General features: G+C 63.3%; 14 protein-coding genes. 8 read left to right on the top strand and 6 right to left on the bottom strand.

Features of this window, described 5'->3' with window-relative positions:
- Window positions 1–75 precede the first annotated feature (75 nt).
- From NLR35_RS19645 to NLR35_RS19625, 5 genes are all read left to right on the top strand, one after another.
- On the top strand, window positions 76–1065 hold the full coding sequence (locus NLR35_RS19645) for an AraC family transcriptional regulator (protein ID WP_257168171.1): 990 nt from the start codon (window positions 76–78) through the stop codon (window positions 1063–1065).
- Between the two features lie 158 nt (window positions 1066–1223).
- A complete protein-coding gene (locus NLR35_RS19640; RefSeq protein ID WP_257168229.1) occupies window positions 1224–2045 on the top strand; it encodes an alpha/beta fold hydrolase in 822 nt (273 codons plus the stop codon).
- A gap of 178 nt (window positions 2046–2223) precedes the next feature.
- On the top strand, window positions 2224–3213 hold the full coding sequence (locus tag NLR35_RS19635; protein WP_257168228.1) for an alpha/beta fold hydrolase: 990 nt from the start codon (window positions 2224–2226) through the stop codon (window positions 3211–3213).
- 130 nt (window positions 3214–3343) lie between these two features.
- Window positions 3344–3775 (top strand): DUF6130 family protein, encoded by a 432-nt coding sequence (locus tag NLR35_RS19630; protein WP_257168170.1) that lies wholly within the window; start codon window positions 3344–3346, stop codon window positions 3773–3775.
- A gap of 99 nt (window positions 3776–3874) precedes the next feature.
- Window positions 3875–4405: a Dps family protein gene (locus tag NLR35_RS19625; protein WP_257168169.1), complete on the top strand. Its 531-nt coding sequence runs from the start codon at window positions 3875–3877 to the stop codon at window positions 4403–4405.
- A 59-nt stretch (window positions 4406–4464) separates the two neighbouring features.
- Here the strand turns inward: NLR35_RS19625 and NLR35_RS19620 are convergent, their stop codons facing one another.
- The 5 genes from NLR35_RS19620 to NLR35_RS19600 form a co-directional block, all read right to left on the bottom strand.
- On the bottom strand, window positions 4465–4620 hold the full coding sequence (locus NLR35_RS19620; RefSeq protein ID WP_257168168.1) for a hypothetical protein: 156 nt from the start codon (window positions 4618–4620) through the stop codon (window positions 4465–4467).
- Between the two features lie 224 nt (window positions 4621–4844).
- A complete protein-coding gene (locus NLR35_RS19615) occupies window positions 4845–5441 on the bottom strand; it encodes a redoxin domain-containing protein (RefSeq protein WP_257168167.1) in 597 nt (198 codons plus the stop codon).
- 37 nt (window positions 5442–5478) lie between these two features.
- Window positions 5479–7236: an MOSC and FAD-binding oxidoreductase domain-containing protein gene (locus NLR35_RS19610; RefSeq protein ID WP_257168166.1), complete on the bottom strand. Its 1758-nt coding sequence runs from the start codon at window positions 7234–7236 to the stop codon at window positions 5479–5481.
- A gap of 96 nt (window positions 7237–7332) precedes the next feature.
- Complete coding sequence (locus NLR35_RS19605; protein ID WP_257168165.1) at window positions 7333–8037, bottom strand: hypothetical protein; 705 nt, start codon at window positions 8035–8037, stop codon at window positions 7333–7335.
- A 115-nt stretch (window positions 8038–8152) separates the two neighbouring features.
- On the bottom strand, window positions 8153–10996 hold the full coding sequence (locus tag NLR35_RS19600; protein WP_257168164.1) for a helix-turn-helix transcriptional regulator: 2844 nt from the start codon (window positions 10994–10996) through the stop codon (window positions 8153–8155).
- A 203-nt stretch (window positions 10997–11199) separates the two neighbouring features.
- On the opposite strand from NLR35_RS19600, the gene NLR35_RS19595 reads away from it, so the two are divergent.
- Window positions 11200–11868 carry a sensor histidine kinase gene (locus NLR35_RS19595; RefSeq protein ID WP_257168163.1) on the top strand — a complete coding sequence of 223 codons (669 nt, stop codon included), beginning with the start codon at window positions 11200–11202 and terminating at the stop codon, window positions 11866–11868.
- A gap of 158 nt (window positions 11869–12026) precedes the next feature.
- The gene (msrA, locus tag NLR35_RS19590) at window positions 12027–12545 is read left to right on the top strand and encodes a peptide-methionine (S)-S-oxide reductase MsrA (RefSeq protein ID WP_257168162.1); all 519 of its coding nucleotides are present in this window, start codon (window positions 12027–12029) and stop codon (window positions 12543–12545) included.
- 71 nt (window positions 12546–12616) lie between these two features.
- On the opposite strand, the gene NLR35_RS19585 is transcribed toward msrA, so the two are convergent.
- A complete protein-coding gene (locus tag NLR35_RS19585) occupies window positions 12617–15469 on the bottom strand; it encodes a helix-turn-helix transcriptional regulator (protein ID WP_257168161.1) in 2853 nt (950 codons plus the stop codon).
- A gap of 164 nt (window positions 15470–15633) precedes the next feature.
- Here NLR35_RS19585 and NLR35_RS19580 point away from each other — a divergent pair, with 164 nt between their 5' ends.
- Window positions 15634–16620 carry a tripartite tricarboxylate transporter substrate binding protein gene (locus tag NLR35_RS19580; protein ID WP_257168227.1) on the top strand — a complete coding sequence of 329 codons (987 nt, stop codon included), beginning with the start codon at window positions 15634–15636 and terminating at the stop codon, window positions 16618–16620.
- Window positions 16621–16626 lie beyond the last annotated feature (6 nt).

Raw genomic sequence — 16626 nt, 5'->3', positions numbered from 1 at the left:
TCCATTGGGACGTTCTCCGGGCGGACGCCCGCGGGCGTCCAGAGCGGTGTCCTCCCGTCGTTCGGGGAGGCTGATATGAGCGTACTCGATCATCACTCTGCCGCACGTGCAGAATGGCCGGCGCAAACGTTCGGATCGATCAAAACGCGCCGTACGCCTCCGAATTGTGGAAGCGTCGTGATCGCACAGACGTCTTTGGCCCGCGTTGATCTCCTGAAGCAATTGAACATTCCGGCCGGCGACGACGATGTCGTGATCTCGCATGCTTCGCGGAGCCGGGCCGGGCACGGTCTTACAGAATCGCAAGCCAAAAAAGCCGGCTACGCCGTGTGCGTGCATCTGGATGAGCTCGCGTCATACGACCTATGGATCGACGAGAGGCATTGTGCCAGTCCTCCTCTCCCGGCGGCCACAATCCACATCAGCGACATGCGACACTCTTGGCAAGCCGATATCCGGAGCTCGTTCCAGGTCGCCAACTTCTACATACCGCAGTCTGCTTTCGACGAGGTCGCCGAAGGGCAGGGGACACGCGTGACCGAGACACTCCATTGTCCCCTTGCCGAGAAGAGAACGGACTCTGTCGTGACAAACGTTGCGATGGCGCTTCTGCCCGCTCTGACCCGTCCCGAGCAGGTGAGCAGGATCTTTCTCGACCACGCCTGGCGAGCGCTGGCGGCCCATTTGCTCAAGGCATATGGATCGCCTGACGCGCGCCCGCAGATGGCCCGGGGCGGCCTTTCTCCATGGCAAGAGCGCCGGGCCAAGGACATGCTGCTCTCAGACCTGAATGGCAATGTGACGTTGCCGGATCTCGCGCAAGCGTGCCGCCTGTCGTGCAGTCATTTCAGCCACGCATTCCGGCGGACGGTGGGCTGCCCGCCGCATCAGTGGCTGTTATCTCAACGGGTCGAACGATCGAAGGAGCTGATGCTCAACAGCGATCAACCGTTGAGCGAAATCGCTCTCAATGCTGGCTTCGCCGATCAAAGCCATTTCACACGCGTATTTTCGCGCTTCGTCAAGACGAGCCCCGCTGCCTGGAAGCGCGCGCAGGAGAGGTAGGTGGGGCGGCGCAAAGAAGTGCTTTCGTCACAAGGAGCAGAGAATACGAAAAGAAGCTGTCGCTCGTGTCCTCAATGATGCGTCAGTTGCAAGCAACGCGGATCTCTGCGGCTTTCATCGATGATCCGGACAAACCGGACAAAACAGCAGGAGCGGACATGAGCACGATCACGACAAAGGACGGTACGACAATCTACTACAACGATTGGGGCTCCGGCCGGCCGATCGTCTTCAGTCATGGGTGGCCGCTGAGTGCGGATGCCTTCGAGGATCAGATGTTCTTCCTCGCCTCGCGCGGCTATCGATGCATTGCCCTGGATAGGCGGGGACACGGCCGTTCGAGCCAGCCTTGGCAGGGCAACGATCTCAGCACCTATGCCGACGACCTGGCGACGCTCGTCGACAAGCTTGATCTGAAACATGTGATCCATGTCGGGCATTCCACCGGCGGCGGCGAAGTGACCCGATATATCGGCCGGCACGGGACGGAGCGGGTGGCGAAGACCGTTCTGATCGGCGCGATTCCGCCGCTCATGCTCAAGACTGAAGCCAACGCCGGCGGCCTTCCGATCGCCGTATTCGATGAGCTCCGCGCCAATGTGGCCGCCGATCGATCGAAGTTCTTCTATGATCTGAGCATGCCGTTCTACGGCTACAACCGATCCGGAGCCAAGATATCGGACGGGGTCCGGCAGTCGTTCTGGCTGCAGGGCATGATGGCGGGGTTCCCCGCGTCCTACTTCTGCATCAAGGCGTTCTCGGAGACGGACCTGACGGAGGACCTGAAGCGGTTCGACGTGCCCACTCTGGTTCTGCACGGCGACGACGACCAGATCGTTCCGATCGGTGCCTCCGCGCTGCTCTCCTCCAAGATCATCAAGGACGCGAAGCTCGTCGTCTACGAGGGCGCACCCCACGGCATGTGCACGACCCTCAAGGACCGCGTCAACGCCGAACTGCTCTCGTTCATTCAGGGCTAGCGGCTCATGGGCCGGCGCCAGGCGGGCGCCGGCCGGCTGTCAGAGCCTGTCCTACATCGGCGGACATTTGGCAAACAGCGCGCAGGGGTGGGGACGATGATATGCGTTTCCGGCTTTGGCGGCTGCTCGATCTCTCGCCGGCGAAGTCTCGGAAGCGAAAAATCTAGGAGGAGCAGACATGACCCGACTGTTACGATATTTCAAGATCGCGGCTCTGGCCGCAGCCATTGCTGCACTTTCGCCAATCCCGGCGGCGGTGTCCGGACCGGGGCAGGCCATCGATGCGAGCTCGAGCCCGATCCCGGTCACTCATTATCGGACGGTGAAGATCGACGACGTCGACATCTTCTATCGCGAAGCTGGGCCTGCGGATGCTCCGGTCGTTTTGCTCCTGCACGGATTTCCGACATCGTCGCACATGTTCCGCAACCTGATCCCACAGCTGGCGTCGCGTTACCATGTGATCGCGCCGGATTATCCGGGCTTCGGCCAGAGCGCAGCTCCCGACCACAAGGCGTTCGCCTATACGTTCGCTCACTTCGCCGACCTGATGGACGGCCTGCTGGGTAAACTCGACGTCAAGAGCTACGCGATGTATGTCATGGACTACGGCGCACCGGTCGGCTATCGGCTCGCGCTGAAGCATCCGGAACGGGTGAGCGCGCTGATCATCCAGAACGGCAATGCCTATGAGGAGGGGCTCAAGACGTTCTGGGATCCGATCAAGGCCTACTGGGCCGACGGATCAGCGGCCCACCGCAAAGCGCTGGAAGTCCTGATGAAGCTGGAGACCACGAAATTCCAGTACACTGACGGGATGAGCGACGTCAGCCGGATCGATCCGGATAGCATACTGCACGATCAGACGTTGCTGGATCGTCCGGGCAACATGGATATCCAACTCGACCTCTTCTATGACTACGGATCGAACGTTCCGCTCTATCCGCAATTTCAGGCGTTCTTCCGGGAACGCAAGCCTCCGACCCTGATCGTCTGGGGCAAGAACGACTTCATCTTCCCGGCAGATGGCGCGGGTCCTTATCTGCGTGACCTGCCAGATGCCGAGCTGCATCTGATCGACACCGGCCACTTCGCACTCGAGGACAAAGCGGACGAAATGGTTCCCTTGATCCGTAGCTTTCTCGAACGAAAACTGCCAGGCACCTGACGATCGCCGCACTCGTTCGTGCCTTGGAGGCGCAGCGCCAGGTTTGCACTGCGCCTCCCCGGTGCAAGACGACGTAAGCGTCGTTTCGGCGCCGGACCACCTCACCTCACCTCACGCAAGGAGATCCATCATGGACGCCTCTTTCGATATGGACGCCAAGCCGGCCGGCAATGGGCTGGAGGTGACGCTCCATGCGGCGACGGCTCGCGATGTTCGCGGTCCGTCGGCTTTGCTCGCCCTTGATCATGAAGCGCCCCCCAGGCTGATCGTCGATCCGCCGCTCGCAGAGCCGCTCAAGGCGGGACGGGTCTTCATCCAATATCGGACGGAAAACCTGCGGGTGCTGCCGGTGTTCGGCGCCGGCGCCTTGGACGTGTCGCCGAGGGTCGGACACGTGCACATCACGGTGGACGATGCGAGCTGGCACTTCATCGACGCATCCGGCGAAACCGTTGTCGTCGTGGGGCTTGCTCCGGGCCCGCACCGGATCCTGTTCGAACTGGCAGACCCGACTCACCGCGTGATCGACCGTCAAACGGTGCGATTCACAATACCGGCGTGAGATTGGCCGAGAGACCGGACGTTCATCCTATCGCTCTGTCGTCCCGGGTGAGACGGTTGATTTCACGGAGTCGTGGACACAAGGTGGGAGAGATCGAAAATGGATGTTGGAGAAGCGAAGACACGCCGGGTCGCACCGCTGCAGACGCCAAGCGGCCTGGGTGCAGATGCTGTGCGCGACGTCTCAGGCGCGTTGACCGCGCTGCTGGCGGACATGCTGGCGCTTTACCTGAAGACCAAGAACTTCCACTGGCATGCATCGGGGCCGCACTTCCGCGATCATCACCTGATGCTGGACGATCAAGGTGCTCAAATCCTCGCGACGACGGACGCCATCGCGGAGCGCGTGCGCAAGGTCGGCGGAACGACCATCAAATCCATCGGGCATGTCTCGCGATTGCAGCGGGTCATCGACAACGATGCGGAGTATGTGACGCCGCTCGACATGCTCGCGGAGTTGCGCGACGACAACATGCAGCTGATCGCCCGGATGCGGGAGGTCCACCAGCTCTGCGAGGAGCACCGGGACGTCGCGAGCGCCAGCCTGCTCGAACCGTGGATCGACGAAGCCGAAGGCCGGGTCTGGTTCTTGTTCGAGAGCAGCCGCCGATCACAATCGCCCGCCGGCTAGCGCCAGACCGCAGCCAACCGAAGCGAGAAGGCTGCGGCCACACCAAGCGGCGCTACCGGCTAGTTGTAAAGTCGGCGCAGCGCCTTGATGGCCTCTCGTTGCTCGTCGATTTGTTGCTGGATCGCCTTACGGAGCTCCTTCGATCGCAACCTGTTGCTATCGCGCTCGACCTCCTTGAGGGCAGATTCGGCGTCAGTCAGGATCTTCATCGTCATCACAATACCGAGCTATTCGAGGCCATCACCGGCCGCACGACGTCTGTTCGAGTACGAAACACACCTTTCCTGAATTCGACAGAAAGCGCCTTGCGATAGCTCAAGTGTGCCGAGCCGGCTTTGAGAATTGTGCGGGCGGCCGCCGGTCGATCCTTGTCAAACGGCGTTACGGGCTTCGGGTGAACCGTGGTAATCCGGATAGGCGAACTGCTATCGTGGTCCCCCTAATTCTGTTCGCCCTGGGAGAGGGTGGAGGCTCGGCCGTACGGATGGAACAGATCCTTTCGACCCTGCTGCCATGCCGCTCTCAGTTCCGGCGTGGTGATGTCCCAGTCCGGTCTGCATTTCCTGCTGACGGCTCGCAGGTCCTGCCGGAGTTCTTCGATGGTGGGACGTCCGAAGAACCAGTAGCCGTTGTAGATCTTGTGAATGATACGGCTCGGCTCCAGCACCACGACGTGCGGGATCATCGGGTTATGGACGGGATCGGTGTACTCGGCGATGTCGAGGTCCTTCTGCACGATCCGCCGTGTGTCGGACAGAAACGGCCAGTGCGCTCCGACGCCGCTGCGACATTCGGCCGTCTGGGTGATGTTGTCGGTCGTGATTGTGACCAGCCTGCAATAGCCGACCTCCATCTCACGGTGGAGCTCTAGCAATCCCTCGGCCTGACGGCGATCTTTCGGACAGAAGCCGCCGCGACCGAGCACGACGACCATCGGATCCTGTCCCTGCAACTCGGACAGCTTTCGATGCGTCCCTGTGTGGTCGCTAAGCTCGTAGTCCGGGAAGATGGCTCCTTGTGTCATGTCGGATCGCATTTGACGTCTCCTTTACGGTTTCATGAAACCGCGGCCATCACAGATCGATCACGATGTCGCCCTGGGGACGAGCGCAGCAGATCAGCACGTTGCCGTCCGTCGGGGCATCGGCGGGAGCCGGCTGATAGTCCACCGCTCCTGCCACCAGCCCGGTCTCGCAGGTGTGGCATACGCCGGCTCGACAAGACCATCGCACAGGCACGTCACAGGCCTCAGCGAGCTCTAGCAACGTCTTGTAGGACGAACTCCAGCGAACATTGAGACCGCTCCGGGCGAACGACACCACCGGTCCCGCACCTGTCGGCCCTGCCGGCAGGTGCGGCGCCTTGCGCGGCGACGCGGCGATGCCGGGTGAAATCGATGGGCCGGTTCCGAACAGCTCGGTATGGATGCGGTCAGGCGAGACGCCCAGCGCGGCCAGGCCGGCGGTCAAGTCGCTCATGAAGGTCGACGGCCCGCAGATGTAGAAATTGCCATGGAGGGGAACGCCGAGTTCGGTGAGGGCCTGCGCGTTCAGCCGGCCTGCAGCGTCGAAATCGGACGCGAGTCGATCTCCAGCCTCTGGCGCGCTGTAGAAGATGTAGCTGTGATGATGCGGGAGCGTCGCGAGCAGCTCGCGGCTCTCGGCGGCAAACGCATGCTCCCGGCCGTTGCGGGTCCCGTGCAACCACCAGACCTCTCTGGTCAAAGCTTCGGCGGCTAGCGCGTGGAGCATCGCGAGCACTGGAGTCACGCCAATTCCTGCGCTGAGGAGAATAACGGGCGCGTCACCCGGGCGCAGCGTGAAACTGCCGCGCGCCGCACTTGCCTGCACGATGTCGCCGGCATCGAGTTGGTTGTCGATGTAGGTGCCGGCTGCACCATGCGGTTCGCGCTTGACGCTGATGCGGTAGACTGCGGCGTTTGGCTGTCCCGACAGCGAATAACTCCGCATGAGCCCGGTTTCGGATGGCGTTCCGAGGCGCACGACAATGAATTGTCCGGGGAGGGCGGTGGCGACGGGCTGACCATCAGCTGGCGCAAGCAACAGCGAGGTGACATCGTCGCTCTCGTGCACTTTGCGCGCCACGCGGAAGGAGCGAAACCCGGACCATGCCGGCGCTGGGCCGGATGGGGGACTCAGTCCAACGTTTCCCGATGCGCCACCACGCTCGTCCTGGCTGAGTAATGCCGCGAAGGAACGGCGCCAACCTGCGCTCAGCGCCGGAATGCGCAGGGCACGCTGCAGCTGTTCGTGAGGGTGACCTGGCAGATAGAGCAGGGCGTCGATCTCGGAGACGGTCATGCGCTCGGGCCCGGAAGCGATCAGCGCGATCTCGTCGCCGGCTTCGACGTCACCTTCTTCCAGCACACGAAAATAGAAGCCGGGCCTGCCGTGCTTCACCAGCAGCGCGGCCATGTCGGGCTCGTTCGTTCGGATGCCGACCCGGTAACACGTCACCCGAGGCTGCGTCACCTCGAACACAGCGCTGCCGATCCGGTAGCGGTCTCCGATGCACACTTCAGCATCCGGCAGGCCGTCGACGGTCAGATTTTCGCCGAACTGCCCGTAAGTCAGGTCGGCGCGACCCAGCTGCTTCTGCCAATACTGGTAGGATTCGTGCTGATACACCAGCACGGCCCGTTGCTCGCCGCCGTGGCCCGCCAGGTCTCCCTGTCCATCGCCGTCAATATTGAGGCGGCGGACCTTGCGCGGTCCACTCACCGGCGCTTTCCAAATGCCAGTATGGACCGTCTTGCCTTGCCAGGGGATGTCACATGGCAAGCCGACATTCACCGATAGCACGCGTCCCATGAGGTTTCTCTCCCACGTCGCAAATCCAGGTCAGCTGACCAGCAAAGGCGGATCGAGTTGGATCAGCCCCAGGACCACACGCTTGTCTTGCGACCGCTACTCGAAAGAGGCGTCGAATATCTCGACGTCCATCAGAACAGGCCTGGCGTTCACGGTTCCATCGGGCTGACGGGTCTGCGAGCGGCGCAGGGTTGGCACCAGAACGCCGCCGAAGCTCTCATGGGCCCACGAGGAATGCGCGACGGTCATGCCAAGAAGATCGTGATCGGTCCGGCGTTGCAGGGCATTCTCGTCGAAGTAAAAGATCTGCTCGCCTGCAAAGGTGACAAGGGTGGGCGGCAATTGTGCACGCAGGCGCCGCCAGGTTTCGACGCCTTCCTGCCACGGCGGCAGTTCCTCGACGACGACATCGGGACGCGCGAGGAGAAAGGGCGTGGTCAAATAGTTCCAGATCGTGACGCCGCAGAAGAAGATCAGATGCAGTTCGTCCGCCAGAGCCTGCGGGCCGGCGTCAAATGCGAGGCTGGGGTTGTTCCAGGTCTGCAGGACCTCGCCATCGACGCTTTCGATGGTGATCGCGTCCGGCTGAAACGAGCCCGACTGCTCGCCGCCGGTGATTCCGGTGAAGCGGACGGACTGTGCCCGTGTTGATCCCTCCGCGATGACGTCCTTGAATTCGCGGGCATGTCCTGCGCTCGAGAACAGCGTCCCACCGACGGAAAGATGCAGCGTGAACCGGCTCAGGCTGTTCCAGCGTGCGATGCCGCCATTCGCATCGATGACTTCGTCAAGAAGAGCCATGTCTTGTCCACCCGGAAGCGGACCCACCATGGCGGTGCATTGACGGCTTGGCGTGTTAAAATATGTTAGGAGTTGCAAGAGCTCGACGCGGGAGCTTGGCGTATGACGATCTCCATCAATTGATGGCGCCGAGGAAGTCCGTCGCACGTGCCAAATCTCGGCTTGTGAGCCCTTCCTGAAACTGCGCCACGAGGGGCTCCAGCATGCGGCTTGCCTCGTCGCCACGTCCGGTCCGCCGCCAGATGCCGCAGAGGCTCAAGGCTCCGCGCAATTCCCACGCGATCGCGCATTGCCGGCGTGACAAGTCGAGCGCGCTCTGAAGGCAGATCTCTGCCTCCGCGTCGTTCCCCAACTGGGCCAGGATATCCCCCCTGACCCGCAGCATCTCCGGCATGTCGAAGGATTCGCCGTGGTCGCCGATCTGGGCGATCGCCTCGTCGACCGTGGCCAGCGCTTCATCAAGCCTGCCTTGCGACGCCAGTCCTTCCGCCAGCGCTGTGGCGAAGACGGTGGTCATGATCCTGTGCCGCGTCGCATACAGGGTGGCCTGGCTGCGGCGCAGGTGCTCGATGCCGCCGTCGACGTCGCCGCGCTGCAGGAGAAGCAAGCCTTTCTGACCGACGCCGACCGCGTGGTAAGGGCCGAGGAAGTGTCGGGCGGCGTGGTCGATGAGCCGCTCGATCATGCTCTCGGCGCTGGCGCAGTCGCCGACCCACAGAAACACATAGATCGTCCAGATCAGCGCAATGCCGAGCGTCAGCGGCTGTTCGAGCTGCTCCGCCTCGCGAACGGTGTACCGGGCCGTCTCGATGGCGCGATCGGGGCGGCCGGTAAGCCAGAGGCCGCGCGCCAGCGCGACCAGCGCGACGATGCGGTCGTCATAGCCGAGATGCCCGATGTTCAACCGCTGCGAGCCCGGGTTGTGCACCATCGCGCTTTCACAGAACTGAACGGCCTTGTCCTGATGGCCGATCAAATGATGCGCCACGCCTAGCATCCATTCGCCGTTCAGTGTGCTGGTCGGATCGTTCAGCCGGCTGGCGACGCTCTCGCCCTGCAAGCCGATTCCGAGCGCTCCGTGAAAATCCCCGACGCGGGTCAGGTAAATGTGCAGTCCGCGCAACAGCCATAGCTGCCAATGCAGGTCGTCGAGCTCGCGGGCGAGCTGCAGGCTTCGTGTGAAGGCCGACCGGACCGCGTCTGTATTGCCCTGCGTGAACATCACGGAGACGCCGAGCGCGGCCTGCAGGGTCATCTCCTGTCGGGTGTCCGCAGGCGCCGTGTCGAGTGCCGCCAGCGCCTGCTGGGTCCAGCGATAGCACTCCGTCAGCAGCGTCAGCTCCAGGAAGAACTGCGCCGCGGACGCGGCCAGATCGACGCCGACGGCCCGGTCGCCTTCCTCGGAGAAGCCCCAGGCCAGCGCGGCCCGCACATTGGACAGGTGATCTGCGTAGGGCAGAAATCCACCTGCGCTCTGCAGGCCGTTGGACTTGAGCGAAATGTCGCGCAGGAAGCCGCGGAAATATTCGGCGTGAGCGCGCGCGACAAGCGGCGCCTCTCCATGCTCGACGAGCTTGTCGGCCACGAAAGCGCGGGTGGTATCGAGCAATCGATACCGGAGCCGCCGCTGCGCGGGAGAGGTCGCGATCAGGGATTTGGAGAGCAGGTTCGAGATCGCCTCCATGCCCTCCTGCTCGTCGATGCCCTGGCATGATGCGACAGCTAGCGCGGCCTCCAGCGTGAACGGGCCGACGAACACCGAGAGGCCGCGTAGCATGGCGCTTTCAACCGGTGGCAACAGGTCGTAGCTCCAGCTGAGCGCCGCGCTCAGCGTCTGGTGCCGGGGGATTGCGGTGCGCCGCCCGCGCCACAGCAGCGAGAAGCGGCTGTCGAGGAGTTCGGCGGTTCCGGCGATTCCGTAGGCGTTGACCCGGCCCGCGGCGAGCTCGATCGCCAGGGCGATGCCGTCGAGACGCCGGCAGATGTCGGCAACGAGAGGCGCCTCGTCCTGGCTCAGCTCGAATTCGCTGAGGCTCTCGGCGATCCGCTCGACGAAGAGTTGGCTCGCGGGATAGGCGAGAATTTCGGCGACGCCAAGTCCGTCCTGTTGTGGCGGACAGTCCAGCGGGAACAGCCGATAGACGCGCTCGCCCTCGGAGCGGAGGGATTCGCGACTCGTCGCCAGGACGTGCAGGTTCGGCGCCTCGCGAACCAGGCGTTCGGCCAATGGCGCGAGCTCGTCGAGGAGATGCTCGCAGCTGTCGAACACCAGCAGCATGTGCCGGCTGCGCAGGAATGTCAGCAGTCCCGGTATCGGATCCTCGGAATTGACGGTCAGGCCGAGGGCGCTCGCGATGCTGCCCGGCACCAGCCTGGGATCGGTCACGGCGCCGAAATCGACGAAGCTGACTTGACCGTCGAACAGGGGGAGCTGGCGATGCGCAACGGCCAGAGCGACCGAGGTCTTGCCGATGCCGCCCGGACCGACAATGGTGACGAACCGATGCAGGGAGAGCTCGGACGTGATCTTTTCAACCGCATCGTCCCGCCCGATCATCCTGGCGAGGGGCGCGGGGAGGAGGCGGACCGACGAGGCGATTTCGGCCGGTCGAGCCTGCGACAGCGCCGGCCGCGATAGCGGCACGGCGAAACAATAGCCGCGTCCAGGCACGTTCACGATGTAGCGGGAGCCTTCGCCGCCTTCGCCGAGCGCCTTGCGCAGCGCGGCGATGTGGAACCGCAGGCTGCCTTCGTCCACATTGACATCGGCCCACACCCGTTTGACGAGCTCACGCTTGTCGACGACTTCACCGGCGCGTTCGGCAAGACAGATCAGGATATCGAGCGCGCGGCCGCCGAGATGCAGCGGAGCGCCATTCTTTTCCAGCAGCCGCGACTTCGGACGCAGCCGGAATGGTCCGAAAGCAATGGCTGAATCCTGGTTGTCATACTCCGTCACGCACGTCTCGCCCGTCGAACGTTTCGCTTATTTGCGTATGATACTTTGAACCAGAACCGTCAGCCGAGCGGTCTCCCGAGCCGACAACACGGCCATTTCGCCCAGCGATCATAACAAATTCTTGCAACGTCTAACGAGCGAAAATTGCGGGCATCCTCCATTGTGGTCGCAGTCCAAGGCTGACGATCAGCGGGGAGGCTGCGATGCCCGGAATTGGAACTCGTCTCAAGAGCGATCTTGTCCAATCTCATCTGGCTGCCGATCTCGGCGACCAAGCGGATTGGGACCTGGTGCTGCGGGAGTCGCATCATCGGATGAAGAACACGCTGACGCTGCTCGGTGCGTCGGTGCGTCGCGATCTTATGCGGGTGAGGCCGGGAGAAGTGTCGGCCGCCGTGGACCGCTTCGAGCGGCGCCTCGTCGCCTTCGGCAAGCTCTATCAGGTCTTGTCAGATGACGGGGATCTTCCGGCCGTGTCCGTTGCGACCTTCTTCGAGGCACTCTGCGGGGCTGTGTCGGAGGCCATCTTGGAGCCTGCGGGAATCCGTTGCGAAGCTGCCATTCAGGACGGCATGCTTCCCGCGTCGCAATGTCATCGGCTGGCTCTGATGCTGACCGAGCTCATCACTAACGCTGCTAAGCATGCCTTCCCGGCCAAGAATGATGCACTCATCCGCGTCGATGTGCTCCAGCGCGATGGCTGCTGGTTCTGCACGGTGGCCGACAACGGCATCGGTGCAACCGGTCCGCTTCAGGGCACCGGTCGTCGTATTCTGGACGGCTTGGCGCGAAGCATTCAGGCTCGGATGCACGGCGAGACGGGAAAGAACGGCACGCGTGTGACCATTGCAATACCAGCTCTTGCTGGTTGACCCGGTCTACGAGATATTTGCGGCCACCGAAGTTCAGTCGCATCGATGTGATCAAGATAAGCTCGCTAGCAGGGGAGCGAGTGCTTAACGCAGGTCGCAGCCTTGGGAAGAGCTGCTATGCTAGCTGAAACGCCATCTCGATAAATGGAGCACATCACATGACGACAGAGCGCGCAGTACTTGCCGGAGGGTGTTTCTGGGGCATGCAGGATCTCATCCGCAAGCAGCCGGGCGTGATCTCGACGCGAGTCGGCTACACCGGAGGTCAGGTGACGAACGCGACCTACCGCAATCACGAAGGGCATGCCGAGGCGATCGAGATCATCTTCGATGCCGCGACGACGAGCTACCGGACGATGCTGGAATTCTTCTTCCAGATTCACGATCCGACGACGCTCGATCGTCAGGGCAACGATCGGGGCACGAGCTACCGCTCTGCCATCTTCTACACGAGCGACGAGCAGAAGAGGATCGCCGAAGACACGATCGCCGACGTCGATGCCTCGCATCTTTGGCCCGGCAAGGTGGTGACCGAAGTCGCGGCCGCCGGCGCGTTCTGGGAGGCCGAGCCCGAGCATCAGGATTATCTCGAGCGTTATCCGGACGGCTACACCTGCCATTTCATTCGTCCGGGCTGGAAGCTGCCGCGGCGCGCGCAAGCTGCTGCGGGAGGCTGAGGCATCGCGCGGGAATACTGGATCTGCTGATGGAGCAATCCACGTGCCAACGAGATCGCGTCGATCTTGTTTTATAGATCACGTCGAAGCTGCGTCATCAGGGCTCGCGCCATCCGCACGTCGGCGGTGTTCGCCCCTTCGGTAAGCCGCTCGCAGACGGTCCCGAGAACGTCGGCTGCCTCCTCGTTTCGGTTCTGCGTCATTCCAAGGCGAGCGAGGCTGATCGCACATCTCAGCTGCCAGAAGCTGGCTCCCTGCTGGGCCGCGATAGCCATGGCCTCGCGAAAGCACGCCTCGGCGCCCGCGGATTGCTCGGCGTCCCCCAGCATCAGTTCGCCCTTGATACGGATCAACTCCGGCAGATACCACCGCTCCTGCCGCTCGTCGCAGCGCTTGAGGACGTCCTCGACGGCGGCGAGGCCGCGATCGGTCTGGCCTGCCTCGCCAAAGCAAGCGGCCAGTTCGCCGAGCAGAGGAAGAAAGCGCGGCAGGAAACGGGCGTCGCCTGCGCGATCGAGCTCCTCGCGCAGCAGCGGCAGGCCTGCCGCGATGTCTCCGCTTCTTGCGATCGTCATCGCGTTGAAGGCGCGCGCCCAGAGACTCCAGGGTCGGACCGCATGGCGGTCGGCATGTCCGAGCAACTCGGCGCCATGGCGTCGCGCTGCATCGTAGTCGCCGGCGAAGAAGGCGAGGAGGCAGGCGCTTTGTCCGAGCACGCTGCAGAAAGTGAGCGCATGGCCGTTCGCGCGGCCTTCCTCGATGTTGCGTGCGGCGAGCTCCAGCGCCTGGTCGGCCAAGCCCCGCAGCCACAGGATGCGGGCGCGAAAATACTGCGTTGATACCCGGAGATCCAGCGGGAAGATCTTCGGCTTCTCGGTCAGCACATGCAGCGATGCATTGACCCGGTCGATGCGGATGCCGGCCTCGGTCTGGTCTCCGAGATAATGCAGCGCGACCGCCATGAGCCGGTCGGCCAGCATCAGGTCGGTCTGGTCGGGCGAGCTTGCCGCGATGGCGGTGAAACGATCGGCAAGCGCGCGCGCCCTGCCGAACTCACCATTGTTGAACTGGTCGATGCACAATCCCCAGAGGGCCCGCAGCCGAAAATCCTTGTCATCGAGCCGGTCCGCGAGCTCGAGCGTCGCCTCGAGGATCGGGCGGGCTTCGCGCGCGCGGCCTTCGCCGTACATCAGCGACCAGCCGAGGGCGGCCAGGAGCTGCATGCGCAGCCGATCGACGCCGTCCGTGCTGTCGCCCAGCACCGCGAGCGCGGTCCTCGCCCGTTCTCGGCATTCGGCAAACAGCGACAGGCGTACCCACAGCGTGACGGCGGCGGCCGTCAGAGCGATGCCGAGCGAAGCGTCACCATCAGCGGAGAAGGCCCAGTCCAGCGCGGCGCGGACATTGTCCAGCTCGCCGCCATAGGTATTCAACCAGGCGTGCAGCGGCGCGGATGTCTCGGTTTCGGCGTGATTGAGCAGGTTGCGGAAATACTCCGCGTGGCGCTGCGCAAGACGTCGTTCTTCGCCCGAGGCGGCGAGCTTTGCGTGAGCGTAGGTTCGCGTCATGTCCAGCAGGCGATAGCGCAATGTCCGAGCGCCGGACGTGACGATCAGCGATTTGGTGACGAGGTTGTCGATCGCCTCGCTCGTTTCGGACGGGCTGAGTCCGTCGCCGGATGCGACAGCCGCGGCAGCCTCCGGCGTGAACGGTCCGACGAACACGGACAGTCGTCGCAGGACGGTGCCTTCGGACGCCGACAGCAGATCGTAGCTCCAGTCGAGCGCGGCGCTGAGTGTCTGGTGTCGTGCAATGGCTGTGCGCCGGCCGCGCCATTGCAACGAGAAACGGCTGTCGAGCAGCGATGCCGTGCCGGCGATGCCGTAGGCGTTGACCCGGCCGGCCGCCAGCTCGATCGCAAGCGCAATGCCGTCGAGGCGGCGGCAGATGTCCGCCACCAGCGACGCATCTTCGGAGCTGAGCTCGAATGGCCCGGAGCCTTGAGCGATGCGTTCGACAAACAATTGTGCGGCGGGGTAGGCGAGAATCTCCGCAACGCCGAGACCGTCGCGCCGGGGCGGACAGTCCAGCGGGAAGAGTCGAAAGATCCGCTCGCCCTCGCTGCGGAACGACTCACGGCTGGTTGCGAGGACGTGCAGTAGCGGCACGTCCCGGATGAGACGTTCGACAAGCGGCGCCAGGATGTCCAGAACGTGTTCGCAGCTGTCGAAGACCAGCAGCGTCCGCTTATCCTGCAGATTGGCCAGCAGCGCCGGTAGCGGATCGTCCGCGCCGACGGGCAGCCCCACTGCGGAGGCGATTGCGGCTGCGACGAGCCTGGGATCGCGCAGCGGTCCGAAGTCGATGAAGAAGACCTGTCCGACGAAATCAGCGGAGCGGCGATGCGCGACGGTGACCGCGACGGCGGTCTTGCCGATGCCGCCCGGGCCGACCACGGTGATGAACCGGTGCAACGAGAGTCCGCTTGAAATCTTGTCAACGACGTCCTCCCGTCCGATCATCTTTGCGAGCGAAGGCGGCAGCGGTGCGCGCAGCGCGGCTTCGACGGGAGCAGGCGCGACTGAAGATGGGGGAGGGGCGAGCGGAGCGGCAAAGCAATAGCCGCGTCCGGGAACGTTCACGACATAGCGCGCTGATTTTCCTTCATCGCCGAGAACCTTGCGCAATGCGGCGATATGAAAACGAAGGCTGCCTTCATCGACATGCACGTCGGCCCAGATGCTCTTGACCAGCTCCCGCTTGTCGACGACCTCGCCGGGCCGCTTGGCAAGCACGATGAGGATGTCGAGGGCGCGCCCGCCGATGTGAAGCTGCGCACCATCCTTCTCCAAGAGCCTGGACTTGGGGAATAGTCTAAATGGTCCAAATGAAATGACCGAGTCTTTATTATTATTTTCCGGCACGCGCCATCGTCCCCTGGGCAGGGAAGCTGTATGGTTTTTTGTACCAGATGGAGGCGTGGAGTAAACTGGCGGAAGCGGCAGGATCTGCCTGGTATGCAACCTGGTTCCTGTGCTTCGTGCTGGGCAAATGCTGCTGTTGGCAACCGGAGCGCGAGAATTTGACAATGCCCTTGCTCTCACGCCGACAACTCATCGGCGCCGCTGCTGGCGCAGGCGGGCTTGCTGCGGTCTCACGCAACGCGAGAGCGGCCGATTATCCGACACGCCGTATTCGGCTGGTCATTCCCTATGCCGCGGGAGGAGCAGGTGACCAGATCGGGCGCCCCTGGGTCGACGGCATGTCATCACAGCTCGGCCCGGTCTACGCCGAGAACATCGGTGGCGCGGGCGGAGCAATCGGCGCCGCGGCAGTCGCGCGCGAAAAGCCTGACGGCTACTCGCTACTTCTGGGCAACGGCAGCACGCAGGTCATCATCCCCTTGGCAGAACGGCCCGCCTATTCCGCGGGGGACTTCCGGGCCATCTACCGGCTGGTCTCGAGCGCACTGGTCTTCGCCATTCATCCGTCCGTGCCTGCGCAGGATCTGCAAGCCCTGATCGCCTACGCCAAGGCCAATCCCGGCAAGCTGTCCTATGGGACGCCCGGCGTTGGCACCGGAAATCATCTCGTTGGCGAAATCTTCAAGCGGCAGGCAGGTGGGCTCGATATCGTCCACATTCCCTATCGTGGCATCGCCCTGGCAACGAACGATCTGGTCAGCGGTCAGATCCCGCTGTTGATCGCCGTCATGTCGGTGCACTTACAGCAATTGAGCCGGGCCGGTGCGATTCGGCTACTCGCGGTCAGCACCGACACGCGACTGCCCGGAGCGCCGGAGATACCGACTGCCGTCGAGTCCGGCATGCCGGACCTCCGATACGAGGGATGGTTTGGTCTGTTTGCACCCCTCCTGACCCCCGACTCGATCGTCGACCGGATCGCGCTGTCGACGCGTGCCGTCATGGCGGAACCGGCTTTGCAGGCAGCCTACCGGTCCCAAGGTCTGGAGCCGGACAGCCGCTCAAGCCCTGCCCAGTTCCAGCGCATTGTTGACGCCACGTCAGCGAGCCTAGGTCCCGTGATCAAGTCCATCGGGCTCAAGTCTGGTTAGTCAGGG

It is taken from the genome of Bradyrhizobium sp. SRS-191 (genome assembly GCF_024586915.1).
Lineage (GTDB): Bacteria > Pseudomonadota > Alphaproteobacteria > Rhizobiales > Xanthobacteraceae > Bradyrhizobium.
This window is presented reverse-complemented; position numbering and strand designations above follow the sequence as displayed.

Excerpts from the sequence above, each read along its gene's own strand:
- NLR35_RS19640 (WP_257168229.1), top strand. The coding sequence starts at position 1,224 with ATGAGCACGATCACGACAAAGGACGGTACGACAATCTACTACAACGAT.
- NLR35_RS19630 (WP_257168170.1), top strand. The coding sequence starts at position 3,344 with ATGGACGCCTCTTTCGATATGGACGCCAAGCCGGCCGGCAATGGGCTG.
- msrA (WP_257168162.1), top strand. The coding sequence starts at position 12,027 with ATGACGACAGAGCGCGCAGTACTTGCCGGAGGGTGTTTCTGGGGCATG.
- NLR35_RS19625 (WP_257168169.1), top strand. The coding sequence starts at position 3,875 with ATGGATGTTGGAGAAGCGAAGACACGCCGGGTCGCACCGCTGCAGACG.
- NLR35_RS19595 (WP_257168163.1), top strand. The coding sequence starts at position 11,200 with ATGCCCGGAATTGGAACTCGTCTCAAGAGCGATCTTGTCCAATCTCAT.
- NLR35_RS19610 (WP_257168166.1), bottom strand. The coding sequence starts at position 7,236 with ATGGGACGCGTGCTATCGGTGAATGTCGGCTTGCCATGTGACATCCCC.
- NLR35_RS19615 (WP_257168167.1), bottom strand. The coding sequence starts at position 5,441 with ATGCGATCCGACATGACACAAGGAGCCATCTTCCCGGACTACGAGCTT.
- NLR35_RS19645 (WP_257168171.1), top strand. The coding sequence starts at position 76 with ATGAGCGTACTCGATCATCACTCTGCCGCACGTGCAGAATGGCCGGCG.
- NLR35_RS19635 (WP_257168228.1), top strand. The coding sequence starts at position 2,224 with ATGACCCGACTGTTACGATATTTCAAGATCGCGGCTCTGGCCGCAGCC.
- NLR35_RS19620 (WP_257168168.1), bottom strand. The coding sequence starts at position 4,620 with ATGACGATGAAGATCCTGACTGACGCCGAATCTGCCCTCAAGGAGGTC.
- NLR35_RS19580 (WP_257168227.1), top strand. The coding sequence starts at position 15,634 with ATGCCCTTGCTCTCACGCCGACAACTCATCGGCGCCGCTGCTGGCGCA.
- NLR35_RS19605 (WP_257168165.1), bottom strand. The coding sequence starts at position 8,037 with ATGGCTCTTCTTGACGAAGTCATCGATGCGAATGGCGGCATCGCACGC.